The organism is Galactobacter caseinivorans (assembly GCF_003640665.1).
GTDB classification, from domain to species: Bacteria; Actinomycetota; Actinomycetes; order Actinomycetales; family Micrococcaceae; genus Galactobacter; species Galactobacter caseinivorans.
In genome coordinates this window covers 125351-143249 of the sequence record NZ_QQXL01000004.1, presented here as the reverse complement: position 1 = coordinate 143249, position 17899 = coordinate 125351, and the positions used below count along the sequence as shown (strand labels likewise).

Annotated in this window: 19 protein-coding genes and 1 pseudogene; 6 read left to right on the top strand and 14 right to left on the bottom strand. The window is 65.2% G+C overall.

Annotation, left to right across the window (positions count from 1 at the left end):
• The first annotated feature begins 137 nt into the window (after positions 1-137).
• The gene (locus DWQ67_RS07895; RefSeq protein WP_233556004.1) at positions 138-731 is read left to right on the top strand and encodes a GTP pyrophosphokinase; all 594 of its coding nucleotides are present in this window, start codon (positions 138-140) and stop codon (positions 729-731) included.
• Positions 732-820: 89 nt separating this feature from the next.
• Here DWQ67_RS07895 and DWQ67_RS07890 read toward each other — a convergent pair whose 3' ends face one another.
• Both DWQ67_RS07890 and DWQ67_RS07885 read right to left on the bottom strand, forming a co-directional pair.
• A complete protein-coding gene (locus DWQ67_RS07890) occupies positions 821-1024 on the bottom strand; it encodes a cold-shock protein (protein ID WP_121485051.1) in 204 nt (67 codons plus the stop codon).
• Between the two features lie 456 nt (positions 1025-1480).
• Positions 1481-2191 carry a FadR/GntR family transcriptional regulator gene (locus tag DWQ67_RS07885; protein ID WP_233555986.1) on the bottom strand — a complete coding sequence of 237 codons (711 nt, stop codon included), beginning with the start codon at positions 2189-2191 and terminating at the stop codon, positions 1481-1483.
• Positions 2192-2365: 174 nt separating this feature from the next.
• Between DWQ67_RS07885 and DWQ67_RS07880 the strand changes: the two genes are divergently transcribed.
• Both DWQ67_RS07880 and DWQ67_RS07875 read left to right on the top strand, forming a co-directional pair.
• The gene (locus DWQ67_RS07880) at positions 2366-2881 is read left to right on the top strand and encodes a gluconokinase (RefSeq protein ID WP_121485203.1); all 516 of its coding nucleotides are present in this window, start codon (positions 2366-2368) and stop codon (positions 2879-2881) included.
• Positions 2878-4278 (top strand): GntP family permease, encoded by a 1401-nt coding sequence (locus DWQ67_RS07875; protein ID WP_121485050.1) that lies wholly within the window; start codon positions 2878-2880, stop codon positions 4276-4278. Before DWQ67_RS07880 ends, DWQ67_RS07875 begins: the two co-directional genes overlap by 4 nt.
• A gap of 191 nt (positions 4279-4469) precedes the next feature.
• On the opposite strand, the gene DWQ67_RS07870 is transcribed toward DWQ67_RS07875, so the two are convergent.
• From DWQ67_RS07870 to DWQ67_RS07855, 4 genes are all read right to left on the bottom strand, one after another.
• Positions 4470-5141, bottom strand: coding sequence for an LURP-one-related/scramblase family protein (locus tag DWQ67_RS07870; RefSeq protein ID WP_233555985.1), 672 nt, complete (start codon positions 5139-5141; stop codon positions 4470-4472).
• A 79-nt stretch (positions 5142-5220) separates the two neighbouring features.
• Positions 5221-6963 carry a DUF2075 domain-containing protein gene (locus DWQ67_RS07865; RefSeq protein WP_233555984.1) on the bottom strand — a complete coding sequence of 581 codons (1743 nt, stop codon included), beginning with the start codon at positions 6961-6963 and terminating at the stop codon, positions 5221-5223.
• A 31-nt stretch (positions 6964-6994) separates the two neighbouring features.
• Positions 6995-7318, bottom strand: coding sequence for a nucleotide pyrophosphohydrolase (locus DWQ67_RS07860; protein ID WP_121485049.1), 324 nt, complete (start codon positions 7316-7318; stop codon positions 6995-6997).
• Between the two features lie 282 nt (positions 7319-7600).
• The gene (locus DWQ67_RS07855) at positions 7601-7795 is read right to left on the bottom strand and encodes a hypothetical protein (RefSeq protein WP_121485048.1); all 195 of its coding nucleotides are present in this window, start codon (positions 7793-7795) and stop codon (positions 7601-7603) included.
• A 295-nt stretch (positions 7796-8090) separates the two neighbouring features.
• Here DWQ67_RS07855 and DWQ67_RS07850 point away from each other — a divergent pair, with 295 nt between their 5' ends.
• Complete coding sequence (locus DWQ67_RS07850; RefSeq protein WP_121485047.1) at positions 8091-9023, top strand: SDR family NAD(P)-dependent oxidoreductase; 933 nt, start codon at positions 8091-8093, stop codon at positions 9021-9023.
• Positions 9024-9047: 24 nt separating this feature from the next.
• Here the strand turns inward: DWQ67_RS07850 and DWQ67_RS07845 are convergent, their stop codons facing one another.
• Positions 9048-9668, bottom strand: a complete 621-nt coding sequence (locus DWQ67_RS07845) for an HAD family hydrolase (protein WP_121485200.1) — start codon at positions 9666-9668, stop codon at positions 9048-9050.
• A gap of 187 nt (positions 9669-9855) precedes the next feature.
• Here DWQ67_RS07845 and DWQ67_RS07840 point away from each other — a divergent pair, with 187 nt between their 5' ends.
• The gene (locus DWQ67_RS07840) at positions 9856-10908 is read left to right on the top strand and encodes an LCP family protein (RefSeq protein WP_158595399.1); all 1053 of its coding nucleotides are present in this window, start codon (positions 9856-9858) and stop codon (positions 10906-10908) included.
• Between the two features lie 106 nt (positions 10909-11014).
• Positions 11015-12268, top strand: a complete 1254-nt coding sequence (locus DWQ67_RS07835) for an MFS transporter (RefSeq protein ID WP_233555983.1) — start codon at positions 11015-11017, stop codon at positions 12266-12268.
• A gap of 12 nt (positions 12269-12280) precedes the next feature.
• On the opposite strand, the gene DWQ67_RS07830 is transcribed toward DWQ67_RS07835, so the two are convergent.
• From DWQ67_RS07830 to DWQ67_RS07795, 7 genes and pseudogenes are all read right to left on the bottom strand, one after another.
• Entirely contained in the window at positions 12281-13042 is a 762-nt protein-coding gene (locus DWQ67_RS07830; protein ID WP_121485044.1) for an ABC transporter permease, read from the bottom strand.
• Entirely contained in the window at positions 13039-13872 is an 834-nt protein-coding gene (locus tag DWQ67_RS07825) for an ABC transporter ATP-binding protein (protein WP_121485043.1), read from the bottom strand. Before DWQ67_RS07825 ends, DWQ67_RS07830 begins: the two co-directional genes overlap by 4 nt.
• A complete protein-coding gene (locus DWQ67_RS07820) occupies positions 13869-14240 on the bottom strand; it encodes a DUF1048 domain-containing protein (protein WP_121485042.1) in 372 nt (123 codons plus the stop codon). Before DWQ67_RS07820 ends, DWQ67_RS07825 begins: the two co-directional genes overlap by 4 nt.
• A gap of 100 nt (positions 14241-14340) precedes the next feature.
• Positions 14341-14664: pseudogene (locus DWQ67_RS14030) on the bottom strand (PadR family transcriptional regulator); the annotation flags it as partial.
• Positions 14665-15093: 429 nt separating this feature from the next.
• Positions 15094-15708: a DNA-3-methyladenine glycosylase gene (locus tag DWQ67_RS07805; protein WP_233555982.1), complete on the bottom strand. Its 615-nt coding sequence runs from the start codon at positions 15706-15708 to the stop codon at positions 15094-15096.
• 4 nt (positions 15709-15712) lie between these two features.
• Complete coding sequence (locus tag DWQ67_RS07800; protein WP_121485039.1) at positions 15713-16651, bottom strand: serine/threonine dehydratase; 939 nt, start codon at positions 16649-16651, stop codon at positions 15713-15715.
• A 4-nt stretch (positions 16652-16655) separates the two neighbouring features.
• Complete coding sequence (locus DWQ67_RS07795; protein WP_121485038.1) at positions 16656-17897, bottom strand: MFS transporter; 1242 nt, start codon at positions 17895-17897, stop codon at positions 16656-16658.
• Positions 17898-17899: the final 2 nt, after the last annotated feature.

The window sequence follows — 17899 nt, the reverse complement described above, 5'->3', positions numbered from 1 at the left end:
AGTCGGCGGAATCCTTAGGCCGAGACATCCAGGCCGCCGTAGGCAAACTGGCGAGCGGCAAACTGGGGGCCGGGCAGTTGAGCCCAGGGGCACTAGGGGCCGTGGACGGTGAACAGCTGCGGGAACTGCGGGCCCAGATGCAACGCTTCATGCTGGAGTACCAATTTGGGCTGCGTGAGGTAGAGACCAAGCTCGCGATCCTGCGGGATGAGTTCTTGCACATGCACGCCTACAACCCCATTGAGCACGTCTCCACCCGAGTCAAGACACCGGAAAGCATCGTGGAGAAGATCGGGCGGCGGGAGGTGCTCCCGGACATGGACGCCATCAAGGAACAGATCACCGACATTGCCGGCGCCCGCGTGACGTGCAGCTTCACCAAGGATGTGTACCGACTCTTTGACCTGCTGACCCGGCAGGATGACATCACGGTGCTCAAGGTCAAGGACTACATCGCCAAGCCAAAGCCCAGCGGGTACAAGAGCCTGCACGCCGTGGTGCAGGTGCCGGTCTTCCTCTCCACCGGACCCGTGCCCGTGACCGTGGAGATCCAGTTCCGCACCATCGCCATGGACTTCTGGGCCTCGCTGGAGCACAAGATCTATTACAAATTCGCCAGCAACGTCCCGGAGAAGATTGTCTCCGAACTCACCGAGGCCGCGGAGATTGCCTCTCAACTGGACTCTCGCATGGAGCGCCTGCATCGGGAGCTGCACGGCGAGGTGGGCTGAGCGCGTCAGGGCATAGAAAAAGGGCGGGAGCGCAATGCTCCCGCCCTTCTTGCTACGTGCTCACAAGGAGCGCGTTGCGTTCTCTGAGATCAGAGGGCGCGGATGTCAGCAGCCTGCAGACCCTTGGGGCCGGAGACCGTCTCGAACTCGACGCGCTGGCCCTCTTCCAGGTTGCGGAAGCCGGAGCCGGAGATTGCGGAGAAGTGAGCGAAGACGTCGGCGGAGCCATCGTCGGGAGCAATAAAGCCGAAGCCCTTTTCGCCGTTGAACCACTTCACAGTGCCAGAAGCCATGTTAATTTCCTTCATGTTGCCGACCGGAAAACCCGGTCATTCCGCGCCGACGACTTCGATGCGGAGGGATGGTGGCCGATTCTCACGGGATGTGGAACCGGGGTGGACGGCAGCGGGGGCGCAGGTGCGCTTCGCGCTATCCAAGTAGTGGAGGTTCGGGGCCGTCCGGGTCTCGCATCCCACCGTGAGGCGGGGAGAGGTACCTGGGAAGGCGTCCCGGGTTTGATTCACCGGGAGGAGAAAACAGTAATACGAAATCAATTCAGTCAGGCGTCCAGCGGTGAAACCGAACGAGGTTCAAGCAGATAAAGCCGATCTACTTCTTTTGCATCGTGCGCGATTTCTCACTCACATTCCACACTGTACGCGTAAAACGCGAGTTGTGCACCCGCTTGGGAAAAATCTCTTGGTCCGCGCGCGCTCAGGCCCGGAATCTCGGGGGTTTTCTTGTCGAGATTAGGCCTCCCGGCGCACCAGGGCCGTGTTCACCTCGGTGAGCAGTGCTCGGCTTTGCTCCTCCGCGGCCGCACTATCGCCCCGGGCAATTGCTGCCGCGAGCCCCTCGTGGGCCCGTAGCGCTTCCTCCCGCGGGTGGAAGGGCATGAGCCCCGCGTGCGTGCGGCCGGCCAGCACCTCTGCCACTACGTCATCCAGGGCGGCGAACATGCTGTTGCCGGAGTGCTTGAGGATCAGGGCGTGAAACTCCACGTCCGCTTCAAGAAACGCCTCCAAGTCACCGGCCTCGCCCAGTTCCCTGAGGGTGGTGGCGAGGACTTCAAGGCGCTCCCTGGCCTGGGCGGGGGCCTGCATGGCTGCGCCGGAGGCGGCAAGCGGTTCCACCGCGATGCGCAGCTCTGTCAGTTCCCTGAACTGGGTGTCGCGGTCGTGACCCTCCAGGCGCCAGCGGATGACGGACGGCGCGTGGACGTTCCAGTCCGTCATCGGGTTCACCACTACGCCGATGCTGCGCTTCGGGGACACGAGCCCAAAGGACTCCAGGGTCCTGATCACGTCGCGAATCACGGTCCGGGACACGTCAAAGCGCGCCACCAGGGCCTCGAGTTTGTAGCGATGCCCGGCGGCGACAAGACCGTCCACCACCTCGCGGCCCAGCTCCTGCAAGATCGCGTCCTGCCGCAGCACCGCCTGCCTTACTGGTAACACCACGCCTCCTGAAAGGTTTGTTCCATTCTTCACCACACCCCGCCCGGCGCCTGACCTTGGACACCTGACCCTAGCGCCAGCAGCGGGCTAAGTGTTACTTTGATCACCGTTGGGCATCGTTCATCAGCATTTCAAGGAGGCAGTGTGGCCCCGTTACCGGCAGTTCACGTGGTTGTCATGGGCATCTCCGGCTCAGGCAAGACCACTCTCGCGACGTCGCTCTCACAGGAGCTGGGGTGGCCGTTTGCGGAGGCGGACGAGTTCCACCCGGAGAGCAACATCAACAAGATGTCCGCGGGGATCCCGCTGACAGATGAGGACCGCTGGCCGTGGCTTGGCTCCATCCGCGACTGGATGAGTCAGCACGCAGACAACGGCTCCGGGTCCGTGGTCACCTGCTCGGCGCTCAAGCGCGAGTACCGCGAGCTGCTAGAAACCGCCCGCGGGCGCGTGGTCTTCTTGCAGATCACGGCGCCAACTGAGGTGATTGAGGACCGCATGAATCACCGCGAGGGCCACTTCATGCCGGCCTCGCTGCTGCCAAGCCAGCTCGCCACCCTGGAACCGCTGGAGCCGGACGAGGACGGGCACATGCTCCCCAACAACGGCTCTCCGCAGGATCTGCTGACGGACGCACTGGCCGGACTCACTGATCTGCTCGGTGCGGATCCCCACGGAAGGAACCTCGCATGATGATCGAAGGCTGGACACAAACCATGCCCGCCTGGGCGCTGCTGCTCATCGCCGCGGGCGCCGTGGCGCTGCTGCTGGTCATGATCATTTACCTGAAGATTCACGCGCTGCTCTCGCTCGTGATCGTCAGCCTCATCACCGCCTTTGCCGCAGGCATTCCCGCGGGCAAGGTGGTGGGGGTGCTCACGGGGGGCTTTGGCGGCACGCTCGGCACCGTGGCGCTACTCGTGGGACTCGGCGCCATGCTTGGCCGGCTCGTGGAGACCTCTGGCGGCGCACAGGTGCTGGCGGATCGCTTTGTGAAGGCGTTCGGTGAGAAGCGCGCGGCCTTTGCCCTGGGCGTCGCCTCCCTGCTCTTTGGCTTCCCCATCTTCTTCGACGCCGGGCTTGTGGTCATGCTCCCTGTCGTCTTTGCCGTGGCCCGGCGCTTGAACGGCTCGCTGTTGACCTACGGACTCGCTGCCGCGGGTGGCTTCTCCGTGATGCACGTGTTTGTGCCCCCGCACCCCGGACCAGTGTCCGCCGCGACCTTCCTTGGCGCCAACGTGGGCCTGGTCCTGCTGCTCGGCCTGGTTGTTGCGCTGCCCGCCTGGTACTTCGGCGCTTACCTCTTTGCCCGCTACGCCGGGAAGAAGTGGGTGCTGCCCATCCCGGCCCTGCTGGGCGAGGCCGGCGAGAAGCAGCTGGCCAACCCGCCGCGCTTTGGCGTGGTCATGTCCGTGTTGCTGCTGCCGCTGGTGCTCATCTTCATGAACACCGGGCTCAGCACGCTGGCCAAGAGTGAAGTGGTGGACAAGGCCACGGCCGGGCAGTCCTGGTTCCAGGTGCTGGTGGCCTTGGGCGAGACTCCGGTGGCGCTGCTCATCACCGTGGTGGTCGCGTCCGTGGTCTTGGGCCTCAAGCGTGGGCTCTCCCGTCAGGACGTGCAGAACCAGGTGGAGTCCGCTCTTGGCCCGGTCTGCTCCGTCATCCTGATCACGGGCGCCGGCGGCATGTTTGGCGGGGTGCTGCGCTCCTCTGGCATTGGCGACGCGCTCTCGGGTTCCCTTGAGAGCATCAACATGCCGCTCTTCCTGGCCGGCTTCGTCATCGCGGCACTGCTGCGCGTTGCCCAGGGTTCCGCGACCGTGGCGCTGACCACCACGGCTGGTCTGATCGCCGAGGGTGTGGCGACGGCGGGCTACAACCCGCTGCAGCTGGCCGCTATGGCGCTGGTGGTGGCGGCCGGTTCCGTGATCGCCTCCCACGTGAACGATTCCGGCTTCTGGCTGGTGAGCCGCTTCTTCGAGATGGACGTGAAGACGACTCTGAAGACGTGGACGGTGCTGGAGACGCTCATCTCGCTGATCGGCTTTGCCGTGGCGGCGGCGCTGTTTGGGCTCGCCAGTTTGATGTAGCCGCGGTGAGCCGCGCCGGTGGCTGCACCACGCGGCGTCGGGCAGATGATCTGCGCCTGACCGTCACGCGAAAAAGTGCCCCGCACAGGAAATGGACCCGCGGTCCATATCTTGTGCGGGGCACCTTTTTACTGCGCCTGCCCGACGCCGCGTGGTGGCGTTGGGTGCCTGCCGAGACCTCGCGAGGTGCGTCAGCGCTGCATCAAGGCATCCAGCGCGACGGCGACTGCCGCGGCAACGCGGTAGTCAAGGCGCTGATCCGGGACGTTGACGGTGTAGCGGTCCCGCAGGGAGGCCTTGCGCTCGCTGGACATGACCACCTGGTTGGAGTTCTTGTCCGTGAAGTCGAAGTGAAAAGCCATAGGGAAGTCGATGAAGCGGCGCACGATCGCGACCGTGTGGTTGCGCTCCTGCCCGTAGGCCTCGATGCCCGGGGCGCTGAGGTGGAAGGAGGAGCGCAGCAGGCTGGCCTTGAAGTCCTTCTGGAAGTAGCCGATGGGCGTGCCGGCCGCGTCGCGGATGTCGTACCCCGCGTTCAGATCCATGACGGAGCGGGCCTTGAAGGAGAAGACCGGCTTGGTGCGCGCCTCGTCACCATAGAAGGTGACCTCTTCCTTAAACGCCATGCGCTTCTGCTGGGCCACGCCGATGATCTGGCCCTCGCTGCCATCCGGGTTCGCCATGCGGATCTCGTAGCGATTCACCATCATGGTGATGCGCTGCTTGACGAAGAAGCGCGGCAGGTACTGCACGGCGGGCTGGTGCTGCTGGCCGTAAGGCTGCTGCTGCGCCGGCTGCTGCTGGCCGTAAGGCTGCTGCGGCTGCTGGCCGGGCTGAGCCGGGTCGTACGGGTTGCTGCTCATGAGCGGTGTCCCTTTCCGAGGATGATCATCCACAGGCTAGCGGAACCCGGTCACTTTCTAGTGCGACTCACGTTGCGCTTCAGCTGCGTGAGTCCTGCTGCCAGGACGCGAGATGCGCTCTGACCCCAGGATCGACCGCATACACGAAGGTCCCACGCATGCCCCGCGTCATCAGCACCGCGTAGATATTCTTAACGTAGTCCAATACGTCATCATCGCCGAATGTGATGCCAAGCATTCCGTTGTTTGACTTGCCTCGGGTGTCAAAATAATTGGAGCGATCCAACTTGAACCGTCCAGACTGTGGATCGATAGTGAGTTCAGGTCCAATAATGACTCCGGCGTAATTGAGGTCATAGCCTTGGACGGTGTGAATCGAACCCACTTCATCCTTACTTTTCTTCGAGTTGATCCAGTCTTTGGACGTCGAATTCCATCTCAATTGAATCCCATCGATTTCAATATCGTACCTGTGGCGCTGTCCCTTGCTATGAGATACCCACTTCCAGCCGTACCCCGCCACGATTCGAGACAGCCCAACCTCGGCCTCCTTCTCTCTAATCTCCTTGATCATCTCTCCGAGATCGTCGAAAACTCGATAATCATAATCTTGAAAATCGCGGCTTTCATGCGTGCTCGCTCCCTCGTTCGCAAAGGAAAGCAGCGTGCGCGTATGCCGGATATAATCCGCGCCGCCGCGCACCCGCATTTGTTGCTTCAGTCGGTAGTGTCGATCACTAAGCTCTGCCGTCGCGGCCAATCCCCTCAACAGGTCGGCTGGGACATCGGAGGGACGAACAGACTGGCGGATATCTACGAGCAACAACTGATGTTTGCTATGTGCAACTATCCAATCAAGTTGGGTCAGCTGCTGTGGGTCCACACCGGCAACTGCATCGGCCGCCAGCCTGGCATTGATCTCGCGGAATCGTACCGTCATGCCGCCGTAGGCCTGGGCCGAGAGCCTGTTGAGCCGATGGGTTTCGTCGACGATGAGCAAATCCCAGACGCGGCCAGATTCAGCGACCTTATAGGGGTCCAATACCATGTCAGGATCCAAGCCGGGCGTGCGAACAAACACCGATTTGATGGACTCGCGTAGCGATTGCTGCGGGATCACCAGGCCAATCGAAAAATTCCGCACCAGCGCTGCATAGCGAGAGTCAAAGAACCCGGCGAACTGTGATTCTTCACCTTGCTCGGGAGCATCGGGTGCGTCGTCAGCGGAGTCCGCAATGTCGCGAAGTAACTTCATCAGAAAGATCGCGACGATGGTCTTCCCGGTGCCTGGATCACCCTGGACAACAATCGGACCCCTCGTCGTTGCCTGAGCGGAAGGCTCCAGATCGGCGAAAAGCCCCTCCAGAATTCCAGTCATGGCCTCAACCTGGTCGTCATTGAGAGACTTGAAGGGCGACAACTTGAATAGATCACTGTTTTGAATCTCTGTAATGGTGTGCTCAAAGAGACCCTGAGACTTCAATTCAGAAAAAATCTGTTCGAACCCGACCTGGTAGGCGGGTCGGTCGAAGTACTCCGACTCAGTCACTCCGCTGTTTCGATTCAGCACACGATAAACTCCGTCACCGGCAAACATGCGGATTAAGAAAGACTCCAGATCCAAACAAGCAGATTTATTGAACGTATCGCGGACCACAACGCGAACATTCTCCAGATGAGCCTTCTCTGGGTTCGTTAGATGCTGCTGCATTCGGCTGGCGAAATTGAGTGTTTCGCCAACGTAGATCGCGTCGCGTCCATCAATCGTGTAAACCACGGGCCAGTTCCGCAACCGCTGGTCGCTCGCCGCCCACGCGCTCACAACATCGTCCCTGAAGGGCCGCGGATTCATATCAGAGCCGATCATATTTTGTGCTCCGCCCCTTCGCCTTCTCCACCGGGTACTTCGCGGCACTCACTGCGAGCTTCTCGCGGATCACTTGAAGCGGATCGACCCCCATCGCGTCGGCCAAGAGGAAGCTGTAGGTGAGGACATCCGCGAGTTCTCCGGACACGCGACGAGCATCTGTGTCGGCAGTCCACTGGAAGCACTCAAGAAGCTCGCCGGCCTCGATGGAGATACTTTTGGCGAGGTTTTCTGGCGAATGAAATTGGTTCCATTCGCGCTCTTGATTGAACGCTCGCAATTGCGTGAGTATGTCGTCAACGGAGTCCACCTGCGAACCGTACCAATTTCGGCGATGCCGCACACCACTCCCACCCCTCAGGTGAGTCAGGCTTGTGAGCGTGGACCGGCCCCGCTCAGTCCGAGGGGGGCGTGGCGGCTCATCCGCCGGCGAGCAACCCTCGCGACGCCAAAAAGGCTCCGAGTGTTGGGGGTGAGCAAGCGCTGGGGCGCCTCCCCCGTCCGACTGACGAGGGACTCCGCCTCGTCGAGCACATCGCCTGCAGCCCAGTCGGGATGCCGCGGCCTGCGCGGTCGCCAGCGGTTGTTCAAGCTAGGTCCCGATCAGCCGCTTGTTCGTGCTGCCTGCCCTGGACGGCGCGGCCTCGTGCCATTGCTGAGTGAGGATCTCCAGCCGAGAGGCCGACTCCAGAGCCTGGGTTCCTGCCACGTGCACGGACTCCGCGAGGAACTCGACGAAGAGATCCACCGTGCCCGTGCGGGCAACATAACGCTCCAGGTCCAGCATCAACGCCGGCCCGCGCTCCGGGGCCGCGGCTGGTGGACGTCCACGTCTGGGGTTCAGAGGTGTGTGCTGGCCAAGCTGTCACGGTTCACCAACGTTCGGCAGGGCCGGGCCAAGCACACCTTGTAGTCCTAAAGTTGGTTGGTTAACGCCAGCGATGCCCCACGTTGCGCTGCGCTGTTCGCGACGACGCGCCTGGCCGGGACCCCACACCGAGGCGACCTTGTTAGCGTGAGGCAACCCCACGCCGTCGGGCAGGAAAGAAACGCCAGCCCAGCACCTCACGCAAGGACCCCGAATGCCGCTGATTCTTCCCGACCACTCCGGCCGCACCGTCCTGATCACCGGGCCCACTTCTGGGCTGGGGCAGGAGGCTGCGCGGCGCTTTGCAGAGGTGGGCGCGCACGTGATTCTCGCCGCCCGCAATCCCGAGAAGGCCGCGCAGACCATGGACCGGCTCCGCGCGGATCAACCCGACGCGCAGCTGAGTTTTCGAGCGGTGGACCTGGGATCGCGTGCGTCGATCGAGGCGTTCTCCCGCCAGATCGAGGCCGACGGGCAATCCGTGGACACCCTCATCAACAATGCCGGCGTCATGATGCCGCCCACGCGCTTTGAGACCGAGGACGGGCACGAGCTGCAATGGGGCACCAATTTCCTGGGCGCGTACCTGCTGACGGCGGGGCTGCTGCCCACGCTGCTGCGCTCGGACAGGCCACGCGTGGCCACTCAAGCTAGCTTCATGGGGCACCTGCTGCGCTTCAACGACCAGGACCCCGAGTCGGAGCGTCGCTACGTCCCGTGGCGCGCCTACTCCAACTCCAAGCTGGCGGACCTGGGATTGGCGCTGCGCCTGGCCGAGCTGTCGCAGGAACACGGCTGGGGTCTGCGCTCCACCGCCGCGCACCCGGGTTTCACCAGCACGGGCCTCATGACCGCCGGGCCGCAAATGCGCGGAAATGACGGCAAAGAGCGCGGCGGCGCCACGAATGCGGCCCTGCACAGCGCTGCGCCGGGAGCCATGCCCGTGGAGCTGGGCGTCGAGGCCATCCTGCTCGCCGCCGGGGCGGAATCGGCGCCCCAAGCCGCCTACTTTGGGCCCTCCAAGCGCTTCGGCACGGCCGGCCCTGGCGGGATCGTCAAACTCCCGCGCGTGGCCCGCGGGCGCGATTTTCCCGCGCAGGTTGAGGCGGCGGCGGAGCGCTCCACCGGGGTGTGGCTGGCGCCGTAGCGCAGCTGTAGCGCTGCCGTAGCGCTATGGGTGCTGCGGCAACGGCAGGCCGGCCCCGGCGAGCGCAGCACGCAGCCCCTCCACGGCGGAGCGCCCGCCGTTGGCCTCAAAGTGATGCACCGGCATCCCCACTTCGCGGGCCCCGGCGAGCTTGTGCGCGGAATCGTCCGTGAAAAACACCTGTGTCGCGTCCAGTCCCAGCCCGCGCAGCACCTGCTCAAACGCCCGCACGTCGGGCTTGGTCACGCCCAGCTCCGCGGAGTTGAAGATCCGCTCAAAGTGCTCGGGAAGCCCTAGGTGCCGCGCCTCCTCCGGGATGGTGTCCGTGCCGTTGGTGAGGATGGCGGTCCGTACCCCCGCGTTCCGAAGCTCGCCCACCAAAGCCAGCACAGCGTCGTCGAGCACCCCGCGCTCAGCCGCCCACGCCGCGGCGGCCGCCGGCGCACCCACGGCCGCGCCGACTCGTGCCACCCACTCTGCCCGGGTGATGCGCCCCGTCGTCACCGCCTCCAGCAGCGCTGGCTGAAATGCCACACCGAGGATGGCGCCGGCCTTCAGATGGTGGGCGGCCTCGATGCCGCTGAGATGGTCGGGATCGAAGTGGCGCACCACCCCGTCCAGGTCAAAAACGACGGCCTTGATCATGCTCTGGATCCTCCCATGTGCCGCGCTTCCCTCCGATCCTGACGGCCCCATCTTTCAATCACCCATCACTTACGCAACAGATCTCCGTCGGAACACCGTTATCCCAGGACTCCATCAGAATCGCTTGATTCCCTGGTTATGTCGCGGTCAACATCGCGCCACTCATCTCTGCCAGAAGGAGCCGAGCGTGCCGGCTAACCCGCCCACCTACGTCCCCCGACGCTATAGCCGCAAGCCTCGGCGCGTTGGACTCGTGATCGTGATGTGCCTGGTGACCGTGCTCGCGACCGTTGCCGGTGTGGGCGGCGCGTACGCCGGCCGCCTGCAGACCGCCTTTAACTCCGCCAATGTGGTGGCGCAGGAGGAGGTCCTTCCCACCTACAAGGACCAGCCATACAAGGATCCGGGCGATGACAGCATGAACATCCTGCTGCTCGGCGCGGACCGCAGCGAGGGCGGCGCCAAGCCCAACCTCACCGCCAGCGGCACGGATCAGCGCTCCGATTCCATGATGATTTTGCACATTCCGCAGGGCCACAAGGGCGCGTACCTGATGTCCATGGTCCGCGACACCTACGTCACCATCCCCGGCCACGGCAAGAACAAGCTCAACTCAGCCCTGCAATTCGGCGGCGTTCCGCTGCTGCGCCAGACCATTGAGGGCATGTTGGACGCTCGCATTGACCACGTCGCCATGGTGGATTTCCAGAGCTTCCGCGGCCTTTCCTCGGCGATTGGCGGCGTCACGGTGGATAACCCCAAGGCGTTCTGCGCCTACAAGACCACCCCGGACGTCTGCTTTGACGCCGGCAAGATCACGATCCAGGGCCAGCGCGCCCTGAAGTGGGTGCGCGAGCGCCACGCCTTCCCCACCAGCGACTACCAGCGCGTGAAGAACCAGCAGCAGTTCCTGAAGCAGGTCTTCAACAAGGTCCTGAGCCCGGAGGTCCTGGCCTCTCCCATCAAGATCGCGGACGTCATGGAGAAGGTCATGCCGTTTGTGACCATGGATTCCAAGCTCCACGACCAGCAGATGCTGATTGGCCTGGCCGTGCAGATGAAGGATCTGCGCGCCAAGGACATCAAGAACTTCACCCTCCCCACCGGCGGCACCTCCACCGTGGGCGGCGAGTCCATGGAGCTGGATAACCCGCTCTGGAACCGCAAGGTCGGGGACGCCATGGAAAAGGGCAAGATGACTGCGCTCTACAAGCAGGTTCCGGACCAGTTCAAGGACTGAGCGCCCCGCTGCGGCGCAGCGCGCCTGAGCCGGGTACGGCACCCCAGGTGCCCGACGCCGCTGACGTGAGTTAGCGCCGTCGGGCACCTGGGTGTTGGATAGGCGGGTGAGCCAGACCCCTTCGCCGCAGCCCCGCAAGTTTGCCGCCCTGCGGGACAAGCTGACGCGCCCGTATCTTTTTGGCGCCGGGCTCTCCATGATGGCGGACAACATTGAGCACGTCATCACCTATTGGGTGCTGTGGCAGACCTTCCACTCCCCGCTTCTGACCGGCTTCCAGGTCATTTCTCACTGGCTGCCTTTCCTTTTGTTGTCCGTCCCCTTTGGAACACTCGCGGAGCGGTTCGATAACCGCAAGCTGATCCAGCTGGCCCAGGTGGTCTTCATGCTGGTGTCCCTGGCGTGGGGCATCCTCTTCCTGACCAACACCCTGGAGCTGTGGCATGCCTGCGTGCTCCTGGTGCTGCACGGTTGCGCCGGCGCGCTGTGGGCCCCGGCCGAGCAGATGATGTTGCATGACTACGCCGAACCGGAGGACCTGCCCGGCGCCGTGCGACTCAACGCCACCTTCCGCAGCCTTGGCATGCTCGCCGGGCCAGTGGTGGGCTCGTTCCTGCTGTGGTCCCTTGGCCCGGCGTGGGGCATCCTCGTGAACATCCTGTTCTACCTGCCCATGACGTACTTCATGATGCGCACGCCGTACACGGGCCACACGCGCAGCGGCTTTGTGCTGAACCAGCGGCCCACCTTCGGCGAGACGCTAGGAGTGTTGCGCTCCGTGGCCCACGACCGGATCCTGCTCGGCATGATCCTGCTCTCCGGCCTGGTGGCGCTGGGCGTGGGCGGCTCGCTGCAGGTCTCCATCCCCGAGTTCGCGACCACGCTCGGCGCCGGGGACGAGGGCGGCGCGGGCTACGGCCTGCTGCTCTTCGCCAACGGCGTGGGCGGGGTGATCGGCGGGCTACTCCTGGAGGCCACCGGCGCCATCAAACCCACCGTGCGCGCCGCCGCCATTGCCACGATCCTCTTTGGCGTGACCACCGTGACCGTGGCGCTGACCGGGTCCTATGTGGTGGCCGTCGCCTCACTGGTGGTGGGCGGCGTGGCCGCCCTGGCCTCCGCGTCCATTGGCCAGGCCATGGTGCAACTGCGCGCCAAGACCCAGGAGCGCGGACGCGTGGTGGGCGTCTACAACATGTTCGGATCCGGGCTGCGCACCGGCAACGGCGTGACGCTGGCGGTGCTCGGCTCGCTCCTGGGCATCGGCTGGGCCGTGGCCTGGGGCGGGATCGCGCTGATCGTCGGCACGGTCATCATCTGGCTCATCATGGCCGGCCAGCAGCGCCGCAACGCGAGCTGACCGCAGCTCAGATCAGCTGGCGCGGCGGCGATAGATCAGCATGGCGCCGATGTACGCCAGCACCAGAATCCCGACGCACCAGCCCAGCGCCACCCACAGATCCGAGCCGATGGGCTGACCCTCAAAGATGGCCCGGATGGCGTTGACGAGCGAGGTGACCGGCTGGTGCTCGGCGAACCAACGCACCGGGCCCGGCATGCTGTTGGTGGGCACAAACGCGGAACTCACGAACGGCAGGAAGATCAGCGGGTAAGAGAACGCGCTGGCGCCGTCCACCGTCTTGGCACTCAGGCCTGCGATCACCGAGATCCAGGTCAGCGCCAGAGTGAAGAGCACCAGCATGCCCGCCACGCCGAGCCATCCAAGCACGCTGGCTCCGGTGCGGAAGCCCATGAGCAGGGCCACCCCCACCACAATCACCAGGGAGACCACATTGGCCACGAGCGAGGTGATGACGTGGGACCACAGCATGGCGGAGCGCCCAATGGGCATGGACTGGAAGCGCTCAAAGATGCCGCCCTGCAGGTCCTGGAACAGCCTAAAGGCGGTGTAGGCAATGCCAGAGGCAATGGTGATGAGCAGGATTCCGGGGAGCATGTAATTGATGTACGTGCCGCCGCCGGTCTGGATGGCCCCGCCCAGCACATAGACAAAGAGCAACAACAGGGCAATGGGCATGATGGCGGTGGTGACGATGGTGTCCGGGCTGCGCCGGATCCGCGTCAGCAGCCGCCCGGTCAGCACGGCCGTGTCCTGCAGGGCGTGGCTACTCATGCCGAGGCCTCCTGGTCTTCAGATCCTGTGCCCGACGCCGCGGGGTTGGGTTGGGTGGGCGCCTCGCCACGGGCGGTCATCGCCAGGAAGATCTCCTCCAGGCTGGGCTGCTTCTCCACATAGGTGACCTCCACCGGGGGCAGTAGCGCCTTGAGCTCCGCCAGCGTGCCGTTGGCGATGATGTGGCCCTGGTGCAATATTGCGATGCGCTGCGCCAGCTGCTCCGCCTCATCCAGGTACTGGGTGGTCAGCAACACCGTGGTGCCGCCGGCCGCCAGCTCCTTGATCGCGGCCCACACCTCCAGGCGCGCCTCAGGGTCAAGGCCCGTGGTGGGCTCGTCCAAAAACACCACCGGCGGGTGGCCAATCAGGCTCATGGCGATGTCCAGGCGCCGGCGCATGCCGCCGGAGTAGGTCCCGGCCGCCCGCTTCCCGGCCTCCGTCAGATCAAAGCGAGCCAGCAGCTCGTCGGCGATACCGCCGGGGCCGACCAGGTGGCGCAGCTTGGCCACCAGCACCAGGTTTTCCCGGCCCGTCAGGACCTCATCCACGGCGGCGAACTGCCCGGTGAGGCTGATCGCCTGACGCACCCCAGCGGCGTCGGACACAACGTCGCGACCGTGCACCGTCGCGGTGCCTGCGTCAGCGCGCAGCAGCGTGGAGAGGATCTTGATCAGGGTGGTTTTGCCTGCACCGTTGGAGCCAAGCAGGGCAAAAATGCTCCCGCGGGCCACGTCCAGGTCCACCCCGCGCAGCACCTGCTGATCCTTGAAAGACTTGGTGATGCCGCGCACGCTGATGGCGGCGTCACCCTTCGGCGACGTAGTCACGAGGAGCCGGCCTCCCCCGCCGCCTTGGCGATCGCGGAGTTCAGGCGCATGCGTTCCTTGTTGATCCACTGCCCGTCGGAGTAGTTGGCGAGGAAGTCCTCGGCGAATTCTGCGGGGTTCTCCCCCGTCACGTCGCGCAGGGGCGTGGAGTTGGCGGCGGCCTCCTCAAAGAGCACTGCCAGGTCATCCAACATCTGCACCAGCGTGTCTCCCGCGGAGATGGCGCCGGCGTAGGTGAGGTAGCGCTCCAGCGCCTTGACGGAGTCTCCGTAGGCCGTGGGAAGCGCCTCCACGCGGGCCCGATAGTTCCGGTAGCGCTTCTTGTCCTCAAAGGAACCGGTGAGCTTTTCAATCCATTCAGCGGCCATGATGGGTGCCTTCCTGTGCGGTGTCTTCAGTTGCGTTGGTGCCGGCGGAGCTAGCTCCGGCTGAGGTAGCTCCGGCTGAGGTAGCTCCGGCTGAGGTAGCTCCTGGGCGGTGCAGGGACTCCACCCGGTCAACGAGGAGGCCCCATTGGCCCCAGAACTCGTCCAGGTGCGCCCGGCCCTGCGAATTGAGGGTGTAGACCTTGCGCGGGGGGCCCTTCTCCGACGGGACCTTCTCCACGTCCACGAGCCCGCGCTGCTCCACACGCACCAGCAACGCGTAGACGGTGCCCTCTGCGATGTCCGTGAAGCCCTGATCCCGCAGCCAGGCCGTGATCTCGTAGCCATAGGCGGATTGCCGGCCCAGGATGGCCAGGACGATTCCCTCCAGGACTCCCTTGAGCATCTCTGTGGCTTGCTTGCCCATGTGCCCTCCTCGCTCCTCTTTGTTACTGAGTACTGGTACATAGCATCACTGAATAGTGGAGAAAGCGCAAGCCCGGGGGTGGTGTTGGGTAGGGCCCGGTGGGCTCGGCGGGGTGGGCTCGGGACGAGCAAGCGGTGGGTTCGGCACGTGCATGAGCACCCTCGCCCGTCGCCCGTGCCCGTGCCACTTCATACGACATTTGCCGTCTTGCAAGACGGCAAATGTCGTATGAAGTGGCACTCAGGCTGGAATCGTCGTCAGAGGCGGCGCTGGCCCCGGGCGCCACGGTCCACGCCCCACTCCCACGCGTCACGCCCCACACGTCTCGGCCCACGCCCCGGGCGCCACGGCCCACTCCCCACGCGTCACGCCCCACGCCCCACACGCCTCGCGTCTCGTACTTGGTGCTGAGCGCCTAGCGACTGAGGCCTACGCCCGGACGTACTTGGAGACGTACCGGCTTTCCGCGTCGTAAAAACGGCGCGGGAGCTCAACTCCCTTGCTGATCCCGATCCGCGTGGTGACAACCACCCGCGGCGGCTCGGCGCCGCGCAGCAGCCGCAGCGGAGGCGCCTGCAGGTCATGCCCGGTCAACCCCAGGTTGATGCCCAGCGCCTGCCCCAGCTTGCCCGGCCCATTGCTCAGCTCCACCCCGTCGCGGCCGCCGCGGCGCAGGCGCATGAGCCCGCCGCCCTCCAGGGGTTCCACGGCGCGGATGAGCACACCGCAACCCGCCCCTGCGCGCCCACTCACGATGTTGAGGCAGCTGTGGATCCCATGGCTCAGGTACACATAGGCGTGCCCGGCGCCCAGGAACATGGCCGCATTGCGCTTGTTTGGCCCGCGAAAGGTGTGACTAGCCGGGTCATCCGGGGAGTACGCCTCCGTCTCCACAATCCGGGCGCTAGTGAGGTCCCCGCCCACCTCGCTGATGAGCCGGCACCCCAGCAATCGGCGCGCCGCCTCCTCCACCGGGACGTCCAGCCACGCCCAGCGCGGGTCCGGGGGCTGCACCGCAGACAGTTCCGCGGGCTGTTCCGGCACGGCTTCAGGCCACCAGCCCGGGCGAGGTATTTGCCCCACACAGAATCACGGCAACCGTCTCCGACGCGGCCGGGATGTATGCCCCAGAGGTCAGCGCGGCCAGCGCGGTGGCCGCGGCCGGTTCGGTGATCACGCGCTGCTCGTCCCAGAGCGCCGCCTGCGCGGCCAGCACCGCGTCGTCGCTCACCAGGACGCTGCGCAACCGCGCTTCGACAGTGCCCGACGCCGCTTTGGCCAGCTCCCAGCCCAGCGCGCCCAGGCGCGTTGCGCCGAGGGAATCGGCGGCCACGCCGCCCACCTCCACATCCACGAGCTCCCCCGCGGCGAGCGCGGAGTGCAGCGTGGGGCAGCCCTGCGTCTCCACGGCCACGACCTTGATGCCGGGGCGCAGTCCGGCCAGGAGGCCACCCAGCAGACCGCCGCCGCCCACGGAGACCATCACGGTGTCCACGTCCGGGGCCTGTTCCTGCAGCTCCAGCGCCACGGACCCGGCGCCGGCCAGGATGTCCGGCTGGTCGTAGGCGTGGCAGAAGATGGCGCCCGTCTGGGCCACCCGCTCCTGGGACGCGGCAAAGGCGTCGTCATAGATGCGGCCCACCTGGTGCACCGTAGCGCCGGCCGCCCGCAGGCGCTTGACCTTGACCTCCGAGGCGGCGCCCGGCACAAAAACCTCCGCAGGGTGGCCCAACTCCCGCGCCACGAGCGCGTGGGCCAGGCCGGCGTTGCCGCCGGAGGCCACGACCACGCCGACCCGCGGATCCAACTCCCCTGAGGCCAGGGCCGCCAGCTGCCGCGCGTAGGCGCCGCGGGCCTTAAACGTGCCGGAGAGTTGCATGTATTCGTGCTTGAGCAACACCCGCGGTGACCAGCGGCTCAGGGGGGTGACCCGCACGGAAGGTGAGATGAGAGCGTGCGCCGCGCGGACGTCGTCGAGCGTGATCATGCCCCTACGCTTCCACCGCAACCACCGGCGCGCCAATCCGGGGCTGAAGCCCCGCCCACGCCAGGCGCAGCAGCACCATGGCGGCCAGCGCCACGCCCGCCAGAATCAACGCGGTGGCGGGCATGCCCAGCGCCGAACCCAGGAATCCGGCCAGCGGATACGTCAGCAGGAATGCGGCGTGGGAGAGGGAGAATTGCGCCGAATACACCTCCTGGCGCGTGTCATCCGTGGAGTTGCGCTGCAGCAGGCGCGAGGACGGGGTGAGCGTCAGTGCCGTGCTGGCCCCGATCAGGAACCACACCGCCAGCAGCAGCACCCATTGCGCGTCCCCGCTGCCAAGGAACATCACGGCCGCGCCCAACAGCAGGGCCAGCGGGAGGGCGGTGGCGCCCACCTTCATGACCGCCCGGTCGTTGAAGCGATCAAGCAACGGGACCATCGCGAACGCCACCAGCAGGGAGCCGGTGCCATTGGCCGCCAGCAGCAGCGCCGCCTGGGACTGGTCCCGGCCAAAGAGGCTCTGGGCAATCACCACAGTATTGACGATGACCATGGCGGTGACGGCCGCATCCACCAGGTTCAGTGCCAGCAGGCCCCGCAGCTCGCGCCTGGTCCAGAACAGCTTGATGCCACCCGTGAGCCGCTGGGCAAAGCTGCGCTGAGGGCCGCCTGCGACCGTGCCGGGGAGCCGGGTGATCAGGACCAGCAGCGCGGAGATCACAAACCCGGCGACCGTCCCAAAGAAGAGCTGGTGGTAGTCCACCAACTGCAACAAGAGCACCGCGAGCAGGGGACTCGCCAGCGCCTCCATGTCATAGGCCAGGCGGGACAGGGACAGCGCCTTGGTGTAGTCCCGCACCGCAGGCAATACCGAGGGAATCAGCGCCTGGAACGTGGGAGTGAAGGTGGCGGAGGCGGACTGCAGCAGGAAGATCAGCGCATAGATGTGCCAGGCCTCTGACACCCACGGCAGCGCCAGGGCCACGGCCGCGCGCACCACATCCGCGGCGATCAGCACGGTCTTGCGCGGCAGCCTGGCGGTGAGCGCGCTGACCACCGGGGTGACGCCCACGTAGGCAAGCATCTTGATGGTCATGGCCACGCCCATCACCACACCGCCTTGATCCCCGGCGATGTCGTAGGCGAAGAGCCCAAGGGCCACGGTGAGCAGGCCAGTGCCGATGAGGGCTATGACCTGGGCGGAGAAGAGCTTGGCGTAGCTGGGGTTTTTCAGGACGGAGAGCATGA

Coding starts and splice junctions, on each gene's coding strand:
- DWQ67_RS07895 (WP_233556004.1), top strand. CDS start 138: ATGCAACGCTTCATGCTGGAGTACCAATTTGGGCTGCGTGAGGTAGAG.
- DWQ67_RS07890 (WP_121485051.1), bottom strand. CDS start 1,024: ATGGCTTCTGGCACTGTGAAGTGGTTCAACGGCGAAAAGGGCTTCGGC.
- DWQ67_RS07880 (WP_121485203.1), top strand. CDS start 2,366: ATGGGCATCTCCGGCTCAGGCAAGACCACTCTCGCGACGTCGCTCTCA.
- DWQ67_RS07875 (WP_121485050.1), top strand. CDS start 2,878: ATGATGATCGAAGGCTGGACACAAACCATGCCCGCCTGGGCGCTGCTG.
- DWQ67_RS07870 (WP_233555985.1), bottom strand. CDS start 5,141: ATGAGCAGCAACCCGTACGACCCGGCTCAGCCCGGCCAGCAGCCGCAG.
- DWQ67_RS07855 (WP_121485048.1), bottom strand. CDS start 7,795: ATGCTGGACCTGGAGCGTTATGTTGCCCGCACGGGCACGGTGGATCTC.
- DWQ67_RS07850 (WP_121485047.1), top strand. CDS start 8,091: ATGCCGCTGATTCTTCCCGACCACTCCGGCCGCACCGTCCTGATCACC.
- DWQ67_RS07845 (WP_121485200.1), bottom strand. CDS start 9,668: ATGATCAAGGCCGTCGTTTTTGACCTGGACGGGGTGGTGCGCCACTTC.
- DWQ67_RS07830 (WP_121485044.1), bottom strand. CDS start 13,042: ATGAGTAGCCACGCCCTGCAGGACACGGCCGTGCTGACCGGGCGGCTG.
- DWQ67_RS07820 (WP_121485042.1), bottom strand. CDS start 14,240: ATGGCCGCTGAATGGATTGAAAAGCTCACCGGTTCCTTTGAGGACAAG.
- DWQ67_RS07800 (WP_121485039.1), bottom strand. CDS start 16,651: ATGATCACGCTCGACGACGTCCGCGCGGCGCACGCTCTCATCTCACCT.
- DWQ67_RS07795 (WP_121485038.1), bottom strand. CDS start 17,897: ATGCTCTCCGTCCTGAAAAACCCCAGCTACGCCAAGCTCTTCTCCGCC.